At 35.1% G+C, this 13,964-nt stretch carries 13 protein-coding genes; 5 read left to right on the top strand and 8 right to left on the bottom strand.

From position 1 onward, the window contains the following. The first annotated feature begins 107 nt into the window (after nucleotides 1-107). On the top strand, nucleotides 108-986 hold the full coding sequence (locus AAA915_RS00720) for a YitT family protein (protein WP_338198974.1): 879 nt from the start codon (nucleotides 108-110) through the stop codon (nucleotides 984-986). A gap of 51 nt (nucleotides 987-1,037) precedes the next feature. Here the strand turns inward: AAA915_RS00720 and msrB are convergent, their stop codons facing one another. After that, nucleotides 1,038-1,469 (bottom strand): peptide-methionine (R)-S-oxide reductase MsrB, encoded by a 432-nt coding sequence (msrB, locus tag AAA915_RS00715; protein WP_338198972.1) that lies wholly within the window; start codon nucleotides 1,467-1,469, stop codon nucleotides 1,038-1,040. Nucleotides 1,470-1,614: 145 nt separating this feature from the next. On the opposite strand from msrB, the gene AAA915_RS00710 reads away from it, so the two are divergent. Then, nucleotides 1,615-2,799 carry a pyridoxal phosphate-dependent aminotransferase gene (locus tag AAA915_RS00710; RefSeq protein ID WP_338198970.1) on the top strand — a complete coding sequence of 395 codons (1,185 nt, stop codon included), beginning with the start codon at nucleotides 1,615-1,617 and terminating at the stop codon, nucleotides 2,797-2,799. A gap of 84 nt (nucleotides 2,800-2,883) precedes the next feature. Then, nucleotides 2,884-3,378, top strand: a complete 495-nt coding sequence (gene tpx / locus AAA915_RS00705) for a thiol peroxidase (RefSeq protein ID WP_338199807.1) — start codon at nucleotides 2,884-2,886, stop codon at nucleotides 3,376-3,378. Between the two features lie 52 nt (nucleotides 3,379-3,430). Here the strand turns inward: tpx and AAA915_RS00700 are convergent, their stop codons facing one another. The 6 genes from AAA915_RS00700 to prmA all read right to left on the bottom strand — a co-directional run bounded on the left by AAA915_RS00700 (nucleotide 3,431) and on the right by prmA (nucleotide 11,762). Beyond that, complete coding sequence (locus AAA915_RS00700; RefSeq protein WP_294604405.1) at nucleotides 3,431-3,931, bottom strand: NUDIX hydrolase; 501 nt, start codon at nucleotides 3,929-3,931, stop codon at nucleotides 3,431-3,433. A 384-nt stretch (nucleotides 3,932-4,315) separates the two neighbouring features. Next, nucleotides 4,316-6,166, bottom strand: a complete 1,851-nt coding sequence (gene aspS / locus AAA915_RS00695) for an aspartate--tRNA ligase (protein WP_338198966.1) — start codon at nucleotides 6,164-6,166, stop codon at nucleotides 4,316-4,318. Between the two features lie 2 nt (nucleotides 6,167-6,168). Continuing rightward, a complete protein-coding gene (gene hisS, locus AAA915_RS00690; RefSeq protein WP_338198964.1) occupies nucleotides 6,169-7,455 on the bottom strand; it encodes a histidine--tRNA ligase in 1,287 nt (428 codons plus the stop codon). Nucleotides 7,456-7,723: 268 nt separating this feature from the next. Then, on the bottom strand, nucleotides 7,724-8,161 hold the full coding sequence (gene dtd / locus AAA915_RS00685; protein WP_338198962.1) for a D-aminoacyl-tRNA deacylase: 438 nt from the start codon (nucleotides 8,159-8,161) through the stop codon (nucleotides 7,724-7,726). Continuing rightward, nucleotides 8,161-10,401, bottom strand: a complete 2,241-nt coding sequence (locus AAA915_RS00680) for a RelA/SpoT family protein (RefSeq protein ID WP_338198960.1) — start codon at nucleotides 10,399-10,401, stop codon at nucleotides 8,161-8,163. Before AAA915_RS00680 ends, dtd begins: the two co-directional genes overlap by 1 nt. A 416-nt stretch (nucleotides 10,402-10,817) precedes the next feature. Continuing rightward, the gene (gene prmA / locus AAA915_RS00675; RefSeq protein WP_338198957.1) at nucleotides 10,818-11,762 is read right to left on the bottom strand and encodes a 50S ribosomal protein L11 methyltransferase; all 945 of its coding nucleotides are present in this window, start codon (nucleotides 11,760-11,762) and stop codon (nucleotides 10,818-10,820) included. A 63-nt stretch (nucleotides 11,763-11,825) separates the two neighbouring features. Between prmA and ybaK the strand changes: the two genes are divergently transcribed. Then, nucleotides 11,826-12,326, top strand: coding sequence for a Cys-tRNA(Pro) deacylase (gene ybaK, locus AAA915_RS00670; protein WP_338198955.1), 501 nt, complete (start codon nucleotides 11,826-11,828; stop codon nucleotides 12,324-12,326). 129 nt (nucleotides 12,327-12,455) lie between these two features. Then, nucleotides 12,456-13,400: a sugar-binding transcriptional regulator gene (locus tag AAA915_RS00665; protein ID WP_338198953.1), complete on the top strand. Its 945-nt coding sequence runs from the start codon at nucleotides 12,456-12,458 to the stop codon at nucleotides 13,398-13,400. On the opposite strand, the gene citX is transcribed toward AAA915_RS00665, so the two are convergent. Further along, the gene (gene citX / locus AAA915_RS00660; RefSeq protein WP_338198951.1) at nucleotides 13,397-13,954 is read right to left on the bottom strand and encodes a citrate lyase holo-[acyl-carrier protein] synthase; all 558 of its coding nucleotides are present in this window, start codon (nucleotides 13,952-13,954) and stop codon (nucleotides 13,397-13,399) included. The two genes, AAA915_RS00665 and citX, sit on opposite strands and share 4 nt — an antisense overlap. Nucleotides 13,955-13,964: the final 10 nt, after the last annotated feature.

Below are 13,964 nucleotides of genomic sequence, written 5' to 3'. Positions count from 1 at the left end.
TATACTTAAGAAAAATACTAGTTTTTATATTTAATATGAAAACTAGTATTTTGTTATTTTTATAAAAAAGTTAACTAGAGTGCTTAATAAAAAAGGATTTATTATCAATGGATCAACTTGACGCGTTCAATCGACGGTATAATCTACTTTCAAAAATTTCTGCATCTTTTTTCTATTCTTTAGCGGTTGCAGTAGCTTTAAATTTCTTTTGGACACCTGGCCACATGTACTCTTCGGGAGTAACTGGTTTTGCACAATTGATTAACACTATGAGTGAGCGATATTTGCCATTTACCTTGTCAACTTCAGTCCTTTATTTTGTTCTTAACTTGCCCCTGTTGCTTTTAGCATGGGTTAAAATTGGACATAAATTTACCTTCTTTACCATTATTACTGTCATACTCGGTTCAATTATGATGAGAGTCATTCAGCCAGTAAATATGCATATTGATCCCCTTGTCTGTGCTATTTTTGGTGGTATGATCAACGGACTGGGAACAGGTTTTGCTTTGAAGAATGGTATTTCAACTGGAGGACTGGATATCATTGGAATTGTTATTCAAAGGAAAACAGGTACTAGTTACGGTAAAATCAGTATTTTGATTAACCTAATTATCATTGCTGCTGCGGGTTTTGCTTTCGGTTGGACTCGCGCACTTTATTCAGCCCTAACAATTTTTATCAATGGCCGTGTAATCGATACTGTATATACCCAGCATCAAAAATTACAAGTCACTATTGTTACAGAAAAGCCTAAAACAATCATTGATGGTATTCAGGAAAAAATGCATCGGGGCATCACTATTTTTCATGATGTTGAGGGTGCATACAGCCATAACGAGAAAAAAGTTCTAATTACAGTTATTGATAGATATGATATGTATGACGTTCTACATATTGTTAAAAAAAGCGATCCTTATGCTTTTATGAGTGTTACTGAAGTAGAACGAGTTTATGGCAGTTTTAAGGAGCAAGAAATAGTTTAAACAGTGAAAAAGACCTGATTTTGAAAATCAGGTCTTTTTACATAATTTTTATTATTTAAAAAGTTTACGGTATTCACCGTATCCTCTTTGTTCCAATTGATCAAAAGGAATAAAGTCTAAAGCTGAGGAGTTAATGCAATATCTAAGTCCTCCCCTATCAGTAGGACCATCATCAAAGACATGTCCCAAATGTGAATCACCTTCTGGACTTTTAACTTCAGTTCTTTCCATATTATGTGATTGATCACGGTGATAAACCAATTTCTTAATTGGCCTGGTAAAACTAGGCCAGCCACAACCAGCATCATATTTATCTTCGCTTGAAAACAAAGGCTCCCCAGAAACAATGTCTACATAGATTCCCTTTTGATAAAAATCATCATATTTTCCCCTAAAAGGATAATCTGTAGCTGCTTCTTGAGTAACTTGAAACTGGTCTGGTGTTAGTTCTTTTAGCCTTTTAGCTTTTTGATCTTGATCCATTTATCTCAACCTCCTTAATTAACTATAACAAAATTTTAGGAAACACACTAAATTCAAACTTTATAAAAAAATACTTTTTCTTAATTTTAATTAGATACATACTGGGTTATAATATGGTTTCAATAAAAAAAGGAAGGTTCTTTTTATGCCAACATTAGCAAAAAATTTATCAGCAAAAATTAATTCGAAAATTAGTAACATACCTAATCCAGCGATCAGATCCTTCAATCAAAAAATTTCCACAATACCAGGAATAATAAAATTGACTATTGGTGAACCTGACTTGAATACTCCAGAACACATAAAAAAAGCGGCAATTGATGACATCAATAGTGATGACTCTCATTATGCTCCTGAAGCTGGAAAAGAAAAATACCTGGAAGCTGTTAGTAAATATCTAGCAAAAAGCTTAGGTGTTACATATGATCCCAAAAGTGAACTCTGTGCGACAGTTGGAGTTTCTGAAGGATTGAATATTGCCGCCATGACTTTAGTCAATCCTGGAGAAAAAATAATTGTACCTACCCCTGTTTGGGGAGTCTATTTTGGAATCATTAAAATGGCTGGCGGAATTCCAGTTCAAGTAGATACTTCTAATGATCATTTTCTTTTAACTCCGGAAAAATTAACGGAAACTTTGGAAAATGAGGGAAAAGGCGCAAAGGCTGTTATTATCACTGATCCGTCTAACCCAACAGGACGAGTTTATTCAAAGAAAAACTTGCAAGAGTTAGCAGCTGTTATTACTAAATATGACATTTTCGCTGTCAGTGATGAAATCTATGCTGAATTAATTTATGGTCAAAAAAAGCATTACTCATTGACACAATTCATTCCTGAAAGAACTGTTTTATTATCGGGGCTTTCAAAAAGTGTCGCCATGACTGGATGGCGTATAGGCTATATAGCTGGACCTGCTGAGTTAATGAAATCAATGATAAAGGTGAATTCATTTTTAATTTCCGCAGTGACTGACAATGTTCAAGCAGCCGCTACAGAGGCTTTGAATCACGGAGACCAGGACTATGTTGCTGCGCGAAAAAAATATCAAAAGCGTATGCATCTTCTTCAGGATGGACTTGAGAAAAATGGCTACACTATGGCTACTCCTGAAGGGGCATTTTATATTTTTGCTAAAATTCCAAGTAAATTTGGCTGTGATGATGTAGCGTTTGCCAGTGATTTAGCTGAAAAAGCCAAAGTTGGGGTAACACCTGGCAGTTATTTCGGTGCTGGCGGACAAGGATATGTGCGCCTATCCTATGCTTCATCTGATGAAAACTTAAAAGAAGCTATTAAACGTATTAGTAGTTATACTGAAAGCAATTAAAAAGCTGATTTATTGAGTTACTATTCTTTGATAGGTTAAACTTTAAATGGTAATTGTTTTTATTTTTGAGAAAGGGTAATGATTATGCAAGTAACAATGAAAAGTGAGCCACTATCAACTAATGGAGAACCAATCAAAATTGGTGACAAACTGCCAGATTTTCAAGTAAAAAGGTCGGATGGTTCAGTTGCATCAACTAATGATTTGGTTAATAACGTTACTTTGATTAGTGTAGTGCCTAACATCAATACAAGCGTTTGCAGTATTTCTACTAAACGCTTTAACAGCGAAGTCGATAACTTTAATGGCATTAATTTCTATACTATTTCTACCAATACTCCAGAAGAACAGAAAAATTGGTGTGCTGCAGAGGGTGTATCCAAAATGGAGCTTTTGTCAGACGAGAGTTTTGACTTTGGCAAAAAAATGGGTTTGTTTATTGACGCTACGAAATTCGATTCCAGAAGTATCTGGATTGTAGACGAAAATAAAAAAGTCTTGTATCAAGAACTTATTCATGAGTTAACCAATGAACCTAACTATGCAAAAGCACTCGCATTTTTACAAAATTTGCGGTAATTATGTATAAACAGAAGCGGTTAAGGAAATTTTCCTTAACCGCTTTTTTAGTTTAAAAAACTGGGTGATCCAATACAATCCAATTAGCAAAAGTTTGGTCTGATAAGTCAACCTTGTCCGGCTTTAACAAAATCTCTTTTGCTTTTAATACCAAAGGCGAAGAATTCGCCAGATTGAGCTGTTCTAGAGGAACTGATACAGCTCCTAAAGAATCTTGCCCCGTAAACTGTTTAACTGTAGTTTGTAAATTACCACTAAACTTATTGATTTTATAAAAAACACAGATATGTTGATTAAAATGCCATTGTTCATAGTCCCATGGATATCTAAATGAGGTAACACCAATTTGATCATAGTCTTGCACAACTAATCCAGTTTCTTCGTTAACTTCTCGCTTAACCGTATGGTCTAATGGCTCTCCATCTTCCAAACTGCCGCCTGGCAAGTCATAACGATTTATATAAGGTCCACCCTCTTTTTTGATAACAACTAAACTTTGTTGATCACCAATAATACCATAACACCCGAAGGCACGGTGAAATTTATCCGTCATAATATCTCCTCCTAGTATAAAACTGAATAATAATTTTCTCATTATTAAATACTAAAAGCAATTTTATTTAAAGCCTAATTGCAGCCCTGGCAATAGGAACAGTAGAATTATATATTTTTATAAAGTGCAGTTTTATGTGGATCTAGCTTGATAATTTGATTATATTTTATAAAATACATTGATACAGCTGTTCCAGTCTTTAAATCAACATTATTTTTACCCAATATTACACCCCCCAACTTTTATTATATAAATCTATGAAAAGGCTAGATCATAAGAAAATGTCCTCAAGCAAAAATGAATGAGGACAAATAAAAAAGCACAAAAGCTGTGAAAATTTCTTCACAGCTCTTGTGCTCTAATTAAAAAATATTTTTAAATTTGCTAATCCCAAGTGGTATTTTGTGCAGCGTCCTTTTCAGCCTGTGCTCTTAAATTTGCTTCAATCTTTGCAACATCATCATGATACTTATCTTCGACAACTATACCCAAATCACTTAATTGCTGATCAGATACAGGCGCCGGAGCATGCATCATTGGTTCAGATGCATTAGCGTTTTTTGGAAATGCCAGTACGTCACGAATATTGTCTTTTTCTGCAAGAAGCATTGCAAATCGGTCAAGTCCAATGGCAAGACCAGCATGAGGTGGAAATCCCATATCTAACGCTTCAAGCAAATAACCAAATTGCTCGTAGGCACGCTTTTTGGTAAAGCCGAGAGCCTTAAACATTTTTTCTTGAATTGACCGCTTGTGAATTCGAATGGATCCTCCACCAAGCTCGTCACCATTCATAACGATATCGTAGCTGCGTGCATGAGCCTTATGCGGTTCAGTATCAAGGAGCTTGATGCCCTCATCATCCGGCATTGTAAAAGGATGGTGTGCAGCAATCCATTTGCCGAAACCTTCATCGTATTCAAATAATGGCCAGTCAACTACCCAAATAAAATCAAATACGTGCTTAGGTATAATATCAGTTTCTTTGGCAAATTCACGACGCAAATGATCAAGTGAATCGCAGCAAACTTTCCATTTATCAGCAATAAATACTACTAATTCCCCACCTTTTAACTCAAATTCATTAATTAGTGCGGATTTATTTTCAGCAGTTAAAAACCGTGAAACAGGTCCAGAAAATTCTCCATCTTCAAACTTAACCCAAGCCAGACCTTTTGCATGATAGCGCTTAATATAGTCTTGCTTTTTCTCAATTTGTTTACGAGAATATTTTTGTGCACCGCCTCTTACTGCAATTCCTTTGACAAAACCACCATTGGCAATAGCTCCAGAGAATACTTTGAAAGCACTATTTTTAAAAACAGAGCTTAAATCGTGAATCAACATACCAAAACGAATATCAGGCTTGTCAGTGCCATACTTATTCATTGAATCAGTCCATGAAATACGGGCAATTGGCGTTTTTAACTCAATCCCCATTACATCTTTCATAATTTTCTTTAATAGACCCTCAGTATAGTCCTGCACCTGTTGCTCATCAGTAAAAGACGTTTCCATATCAATTTGAGTAAACTCAGGTTGTCTATCACCGCGCAAATCTTCATCTCTAAAACATCTTGCCAACTGATAATATTTATCAAAGCCAGCTCCCATTAATAATTGCTTGAAAAGTTGAGGAGATTGCGGTAATGCATAAAAACTACCTGGATAAATCCTGGAAGGAACTAAATAGTCTCGTGCTCCCTCAGGGGAGGATTTTCCCAATATTGGTGTTTCAATATCGATAAAACCGTTTTGATCAAAAAATTCATGCGTGGCTTGCAATATTTTTGAACGCAAAATGATCGCATTTTGCAAGCTTGGTCGACGTAAATCCAAATAGCGATATTTTAATCTGGTTTGTTCAGCAACTTCAACATCATCTTTTATTTCAAAAGGTGGGTTCTTTGCTTTATTCAAAATAATGATTTCATTAGCGTCAACTTCAACTTCTCCGGTCTTCATATCTGGGTTAATACTGGAGCGTTTAACTACTTTTCCTTTAACCTGAATAACGAATTCATTTCCCAGTGCGTCAGCGATAGTCATCAAGTCTTGACCTGAATCATGGTTAACGACTATCTGAACTATACCTTCGCGATCGCGTAAATCAATAAATACCAAATTACCCAAGTTACGTACCCGTTGAACCCAACCATATAAGTTTACTTCTTGGTTAAGATATTTGGGGGTAATATTGCCACAATAATCAGTTCTTTTTTCTACTTGTTTCATTTTTATTCCTTTAATTGTTTCATTACTGCATTCATATTTTCAAGATCACCAAAACTGAACTTGAAAGTTCGCCCATCAGAAAGTCGCTTAACATTTAAAACTCCGTCGGATAATTCTTTAGCGCCAAGAGTAATAACAAATTTAGCATTTGCTCTGTCAGCCTTTTTAAATTGAGCCTTTAATTTCTTTTGGTCAACATCATATTGAGCTTTTAGTCCGTTTTTACGCAATAGACGGGCAATTTCAACAGCTTTTACCTGTGTTTCTTGACCGATATTAGTAATGAAGAAATCAATGCCTTGATCTGCAAAAAGAGCAGGATTTTGTTTTTGTAATACCAGCATTAACCGTTCTTCTCCGATACCAAAACCAACAGCGGGTGTAGCTGGTCCGTCAAATTCCCTAACTAGGTTATCATAACGACCACCACCTAAAATTGTTGAAGCAGATTCCCAAATACTTTTATCTTCGACCATAAATTCAAAAATCACACCAGTATAATAATCAAGTCCACGAACTAAGTCATTATCTATCACATATCTAATGTCCAATTGATCCAGCATTTCTAAAATCTGATCAAAATTTGCTTTTGATTCCGCATCTAAATAGTCAATTATTCTAGGAGCATTAGGTAAAAATTGCTTATCCTGTTCATCTTTGGAATCTAAAATTCGCAAAGGATTTTTTTCTAACCGCCTTTTTGAATCATCTGAAAGCTGATCCTTAAAAGGTGTAAAGTAATTAACTAAAGCGTCATGATAATCCTGACGAACCTTAGCATTTCCTAAGGTATTAATATGCAATTCATAATTTTTGACACCCAGTTTGGCCAATAAATCATGTGCCAAAACAATTGTTTCTACATCAGCTAAGGGATTATCCGAACCAAAACTTTCTATACCAATTTGATGGAACTCACGCTGACGACCTGCCTGAGGCCTTTCATATCGAAATGTCGACTCAATATAGTAGACATTTAAGGGCTTAACCACTTCAGGCGCATATAGTTTATCTTCTACATAAGCTCTAACTACTCCAGCTGTTCCTTCTGGCCTTAAAGCAATATGCCTACCGCCTTTATCATTAAAGTCATACATTTCTTTTTCAACGACATCTGAAGTTTCACCACTTGAACGAGCAAAAACGCTATAATTTTCAAAACTTGGTGTCCGAATTTCCCGGTAATTTGCTTGTTTAAAGAAATCACGCAATATTTGTTCTACTTTTTCCCATGAACCTGATTCGTCTGGCAAAATATCAACTGTCCCTTTAGGTCTTTGAACTCTCATTTAATCATCCTTTTAATAAAAAAACGTCCTTGAATAAATCAAGGGCGCTCTGAATTAGCACGGTACCACCTTTTACCTGCTGCGAATAACGCTCGCGATGCGATTATTATCTGGTAAAGTGGTCACAGCTAGTTTGTTTTCCGTCTTCGCAGCAAACAGACGGTCTCTGAAATTAAAACTATACTTCAGTCTTTGTCATTGATAATTCTTTTTTAGCTTATAGTTTTCCTGGCAAAAAGTCAACCTGTAGTGCTGTTAAGCCTAATTTTTACAGATCCAGCACAATAGTAAAAGGACCATCATTTTGTAAATCAACCTGCATATCTGCACCAAATTCTCCGGTTTCAACAGTTAAGCCCTTTTTTTTGAGTTCTTCATTAAACTGCTCCCATAATTCTGCGGATTTTGGTGGTTTCATAGCTTTGATAAAACTTGGTCGATTACCTTTTTTAGTGTCAGCTAATAGAGTAAATTGGCTCACGCTTAAGATTTGTCCGCCAACATCTTTAATTGCCAAATTGGTTTTGCCATCTTCATCTTCAAAAATTCGCATTTTGGCAATCTTGGTAGCAGCTTTTTTAATTTGCTCTACCCCATCGCCTTCTTTTAAACCAACCAGCAATAACAAACCTTTATTAATTTGTCCAACCGTATTGCCTGCAATTTTGACACTGGCATTATTTACTCTTTGAACGACAACTCGCATTAATTATCAGCCCTCCTTGTTTGGTAAACATCAGGAATATCTCTTAATTTTGATAAAATTCCATCTAATTGTGCAGAGTTATTAACTGCAACTGTCGCATAGATATGAGCAATATTATCTTCATTTACTTTACCTGAAATATTATTAATATTTGGTGTCAGTGTATTTAATTTAGTGATTACGTCGGTAAGCAGCTTCCCTCGATTGTAACCAAAAACTTCAATATTAGCATTAAAGGCTTGGACACTATTTTCTTCAACATTTTCCCATTGAACTTCAATCAATCTGCCTTGGCTATCATCGTTATTAACAATATTGCGGCAATCTGTTCTATGAATAGTTACGCCACGGCCCTTAGTAACATAGCCAACAATTTCATCTCCAGGGACGGGATTACAACACTTAGCTAAATGAAGCATCAAGTCACTAATACCTTGAATCATGACACCATTTTTATGCTTGATCTTCATTGCTTTAGAATCTTTTTTAGTCGTTGTTGTTTCCGAGACAGACTTTTGCCCAGAGTTAAGAATTTCTTCTTCTAGCTGCTTTTGCTTCTTTTTCTCGTTTTCACGGCGTAAATCAGCTGTCAGTCTATTAACTACACCAATAGCAGATAAATCACCAAAGCCTATTGAGGCATACATCTCATCAGCAGTATGATAATTAATTTGTTCCAAAAGTGGTTCGATATGATCTTTAGACATAAATTCTTTTGGTGAAAGTCCCTGATCACGCAATTTATCGGCAACCATTTGCTGACCCTGCTCGATACTGTGGTCCCGGTCAAGGTTTCTAAAATACCGCCTAATTTTATTGCGAGCACGGGAAGTTTTAACCAAATCAACCCAATCACGAGATGGCGTCGCATTAGATTGGGTCATAATTTCAATGACATCACCGTTTTTTAGCTTATAGTCTAAAGGTACTAATTTACCATTAACTTTAGCTCCTACTGCATGACTGCCAACCTGAGTATGAATTTCATAAGCAAAGTCCAAAGTTACTGACCCTTTTGGCAGCTCGTAAACTTCGCCTTTGGGGGTAAAAACATAAACGCGATCAGAAAAAATTTCACTCTTAACGCTTTTCATAAATTCATCGGCATCTTGAGTTTCATCTTTTAATTCTAAAATTTCGCGCACCATATCCAGTTTTTCATTTGAACTGGTCTGTTCTACACCCTTAAAATTACCTCTTTTATAAGCCCAGTGGGCGGCAACACCATATTCAGCAATTTCATGCATTTGTTCTGTTCTAATTTGTATTTCAAGTGGTCGGCCGCCAGGTCCAATAATAGTCGTATGCAGAGACTGGTAACCATTTACCTTAGGAACAGCAATATAGTCTTTGAAACGGCCAGGCATTGGTTTCCATTTCGTATGAACAGCTCCTAACACTGCGTAACAGTCCTTAACTGTTTTAACGATAACCCGTACAGCCAATAAGTCATAGATTTCATTAAAATCTTTGTGCTTGTTAACCATCTTTTTATAAATAGAATAGATATGCTTGGGTCTGCCATATATTTCGTATTTAATTCCCAGACTGTCCAAGCTTTCCTTAAGCGTCTTGATGGCATCTTGAATAAATTTTTCTCTTTGGCTACGCTTAAGGCTCATTAAATTAACAATGCGATAGTATGCTTTAGGATTCAAGTAATGGAAACTCATATCTTCAAGTTCCCATTTAACTGTCCCAATACCCAGACGATCTGCTAAGGGTGCATAAATATCCATTGTTTCTGAAGCTATTCTGCGTTGCTTATCGGGACGCAGATGCTCTAAAGTATGCATATTATGAAGTCTGTCAGCCAGTTTAACCATAATTACCCGAATATCTTTGGCCATAGCTATTAGCATTTTCCTGTGGTTTTCAGCTAAAAATTCCTGGTGTGATTTATACTGGTATTTATTTAGCTTAGTGACACCATCAACAATAAAAGCAACATCTTTGCCAAATTTTTCTTTTATATCGTCATTTGTAACTGGCGTATCTTCTACAGTATCGTGCAAAAAGCCTGCAGCAACTGTGTCAGGGTCAAGACTCAAATTAGCAAGCGTACCAGCCACCTGAGTCGGATGAACAATATAGGGTTGTCCTGAAGCTCTTTTTTGTTCTTTATGTGCGTTTGCAGCAAATTCATAAGCTTTTTCGACAAATGCAATTTGATCATCATTCATATATTTTTTACAGGTATCTATTACCTGCTCATGTGTCATTTCAATGTACTTTGACATATAAATCGACCCTTCTAATGCTATGCATAAATTTGATTATCCATTACGCCAAAAATTTCTAAAATGAGATAGATTAACCCAAACAGAAAGTTGTAATTAGCATATTTAATTAAAACGATTAAACAAAAACACCCCGGCATTAATAAAAGCCAATAATGTTTGAGATTGCGCTTTTTAATTAGTTTACCAACATGGTAACTGATAAAGCTGTTACCTAATATAAATAATAAACTTACACGCCAAATAGTCTCTATTGAAAAAAGACTAAATAATAACGGCAGGATCATGACTAAAATGCTCCAGCAAATTACTGGTGTCACCTCATAACTATTTATCTTTTTAATTACAGGTATATTTTTTATTTTGTCAATCAACTTGTTAGTCCTTACTAATTTAATTATCTATTATAACTCATTTTAGTTATCTTTTCTTTCAATAATTAACCCTATCCAGCGGCCACTTTGCATTGATAGGACAACCTTGAACCCATTTTCGGTTAAGGCTTTCTTTATTTTTGCTGCCTGAGAGCAATCTATTCCTGAAAAAATGACCTGTCCACCCTCATTAAGATGATTATTTAACTCCGGAATTAAATCAAGGAGTATTTCAGCCAAAATATTAGCAACTATAATATCATATTTATCCTGAACATTATCTAATAAGCTTGTTTTTTTAAGTTTAATATTAGTTAAATTGTTCAAAGATATATTTTCTTTAGCAGCAGTAATTGCTTCATCTGAAATATCAGTTGCCATAACAGAACTGGCTCCCAAAAAAGAAGAAGCAATAGCCAAAATTCCTGAACCTGTGCCAACATCACAAACTTTTTTGGGTCTTATAAGGGTTTGCTCAAGTCCAATCAGGGCTAACTGCGTTGTCTCATGAGAACCCGTGCCGAAAGCCAAACCAGGATCTAATTTTATCAACTTTTGGTCTTGGAAAACCGGCTGATATTCTTCCCATTCAGGTACTATTGCCAAGTGGCGAGAAAAATCAATTGGATGATAAAACTTTTGCCAAACAGTATTCCAGTCCTCATCTTTAATGTAGGAAGCACTTATTTCTGCTTTTCCTATTTTTAAACCATAGCTTTTTAATTCAGATAACTTTTGCTTGTATTCTTCAATCAATTCTCCCTTATCTTGATCACTATCAAAATAAGCTAAAAACTGTAAATCTTCAGGTAAATCATTTATTTCATCAAGCTTAATGATTGTTGAGTCAGATTTCCAGCCAGCATGTTCAAAGTCAGACCTCTTTCGAGCTTCGGTGCCCAAACAATGCAAGACATCATTACTAAATATGTTTAAGGCATCTTCAACTTCGTGACTAGTTTCAATTTTAATAATCAATAATTTCATTATTTTTTAAACTTCCTTTTTATTTTCCCTTTTTGTAATGCTATCATGAAAAGGGTGATCAATATGTCAAAAAAGAAAAATAATATTGAAAAAACACTTGTCGAAAAAATTTTAGACAAGAACAAGATTCCATATCGTCAAGCAGAATTTGCCACCCACGAGGATTCGGGCGGCGTAGCACAAATGGATACATCCATTTTAAACGAGAAAGAACATTTGGTCTATAAAACTCTCGTTTGTTCTGGAAATAATACTAAAGTTCTAGTAGGGGTTGTACCAGTAACAGAACATTTAAGCATGAAGAAATTAGCGAAAAATTCTGGGAACAAAAAATGTGAAATGCTGCCTTTAAAAGATTTGGAAAAAACTACAGGTTATGCTCACGGTGCCAATACGCCTATTGGTATTTATTTTAAACATCATTTTCCTATTTTTCTTGATGAAAGTATGTCTAAAGAAAACGAGATAGCAGTTTCAAGTGGTAAAATTGGACGCAGTGTTTTTTTAAAACCGCAAGATTTGCAAAAAATTACAAATGCTAAGTTTTGTGATCTATTGGAATAGGAACAAATAATTCGTTTGTCTCGTTTTTGAAGATAATTAATTATAAAAAGTTGTTTAGGTTATAGTATTAAAGCGCTTTTTCTAATATAATGAAAACAAATGTAGAGTATGAAGAATAGGAATAACCAAATGACATTGTTAACAGATGAGGAAATTGCAAATATAGCACATGACTATTTCTTGAGTAAGTTAAATATTGCTGAAATTTCTAAAAAATATAGTCTTTCTCGTTATCTTATTGCAAAAGCAATAGAAGAAGCTGAAGATAAAGGCATTGTAAAAATTAGTATTTATCAAAGCCCCAAAAGAGCGCAAAATCTCGAACGAGACTTTCAAAAACTTTTCGATCTGAAAGAAGTTTATATCTTAGAGGATAAAGAAACTAAAAATCAAGACAATGAAATGATTGTCAATTATGCCGCTAAACAAATTCAAAATTATATTAATTCTGCTCACGTCGTGGGATTAACCTGGGGAACACTTTTAAGAGACATTATTGATGATTTTTCAGCAGAAACTCGCGCTGACCTAACTTTTGTTCAACTATTGGGTCAAGTGGTAAATGCTAGTAAACGCAAGCAGCCACTTATTCAACATGCTGCTGACAAATTTAATGCAAAAAGTCTAACTTTTCCCGCTCCTCTTTATGCAATTGATCCAGGACTGGTCAAAAAAATTCAGCAAGAACCCTATTATCAGTATATTGAAAAATATTTTTCACAACTTGACCTGGTATTTGCAAGCATTGGTACCATGCAATCACTAGAATCAGGACAATTTTTTATGGATTATTATGCTGATAAACTGTTTACTGAAATTAAAAAAAATCAGCTAGCAGGAATTATTTTTGGCAGACCTTATGATATTAAGGGTCGCTTTTATAGTCCGATTGAGCCTCATATATCTGGCATCAGTCTTTCAGACATTTTAGCAGTTCCTGATCGGTTCGTAATTGTTAAAAACCGATTTAAGGAAGATGCACTTTTGGGGGCTCTCAGATCTGGCATAATAACACATTTAATTACTACTTCGGGTATAGCTGAAAGAGTTTTACGCAAAAACGAGGTACTTTAATTTGCGGATTTTTTGTAGAACTCTTCATTATATAGGCTAGTAATATAATTTTGCAGGTCTGCAACTGAATGTGTTCTTGAGCGAGCGCATTCTTTAGCGGGTTTTGAACATAGAAAACATTTGCGAACAGGCAAGTCCAGATCTTTGCGGGATATTGCCTGTTTTTGTTTTCTAATTAATACATCGGCATCAAATAGCCGATCAATTTTTCGCTTATTTTCAAATTCAACTGCCTTTTTTTTAACGGAATGATAATTAGCATTAACGAGATAAAAATTTTCTGAACCTGCTGCTCTCTCCCAATGCTTATATAAAGTAAAAGGTAACTGGCTATTTTGCAAAATATCTTCCAAATTCAGAATACCTGAAGCAAAAATTTCTTTTAAATAGCGATTATTTTTAATAGGGCCGGGAATGTTTAATTTAACATCTAGCAGCGTACATTTTGGAAATTTCTGAAATATTGTTTGTTGCAACTGTGCCCTTTCATCTTTATTTGCTAATACCTCTGCAATACTCTGTGGTTCTCCTTCAGCAAATATTGTTTTTACCATTTTATCATCT

Origin of the sequence: Lactobacillus rizhaonensis (genome assembly GCF_036246345.1) — a bacterium.
Taxonomy (GTDB): domain Bacteria; phylum Bacillota; class Bacilli; order Lactobacillales; family Lactobacillaceae; genus Lactobacillus; species Lactobacillus rizhaonensis.
The sequence above is the reverse complement of the archived record's forward strand: the minus strand, read 5'-3'. Positions and strand labels throughout refer to the sequence as shown.

Bases quoted from the DNA above. Each gene is read 5' to 3' on its own strand.
- AAA915_RS00700 (WP_294604405.1), bottom strand. From the start codon at position 3,931: ATGACGGATAAATTTCACCGTGCCTTCGGGTGTTATGGTATTATTGGT.
- tpx (WP_338199807.1), top strand. From the start codon at position 2,884: ATGCAAGTAACAATGAAAAGTGAGCCACTATCAACTAATGGAGAACCA.
- AAA915_RS00710 (WP_338198970.1), top strand. From the start codon at position 1,615: ATGCCAACATTAGCAAAAAATTTATCAGCAAAAATTAATTCGAAAATT.
- prmA (WP_338198957.1), bottom strand. From the start codon at position 11,762: ATGAAATTATTGATTATTAAAATTGAAACTAGTCACGAAGTTGAAGAT.
- hisS (WP_338198964.1), bottom strand. From the start codon at position 7,455: ATGAGAGTTCAAAGACCTAAAGGGACAGTTGATATTTTGCCAGACGAA.
- AAA915_RS00720 (WP_338198974.1), top strand. From the start codon at position 108: ATGGATCAACTTGACGCGTTCAATCGACGGTATAATCTACTTTCAAAA.
- AAA915_RS00680 (WP_338198960.1), bottom strand. From the start codon at position 10,401: ATGTCAAAGTACATTGAAATGACACATGAGCAGGTAATAGATACCTGT.
- msrB (WP_338198972.1), bottom strand. From the start codon at position 1,469: ATGGATCAAGATCAAAAAGCTAAAAGGCTAAAAGAACTAACACCAGAC.
- AAA915_RS00665 (WP_338198953.1), top strand. From the start codon at position 12,456: ATGACATTGTTAACAGATGAGGAAATTGCAAATATAGCACATGACTAT.
- citX (WP_338198951.1), bottom strand. From the start codon at position 13,954: ATGGTAAAAACAATATTTGCTGAAGGAGAACCACAGAGTATTGCAGAG.
- aspS (WP_338198966.1), bottom strand. From the start codon at position 6,166: ATGAAACAAGTAGAAAAAAGAACTGATTATTGTGGCAATATTACCCCC.
- dtd (WP_338198962.1), bottom strand. From the start codon at position 8,161: ATGCGAGTTGTCGTTCAAAGAGTAAATAATGCCAGTGTCAAAATTGCA.
- ybaK (WP_338198955.1), top strand. From the start codon at position 11,826: ATGTCAAAAAAGAAAAATAATATTGAAAAAACACTTGTCGAAAAAATT.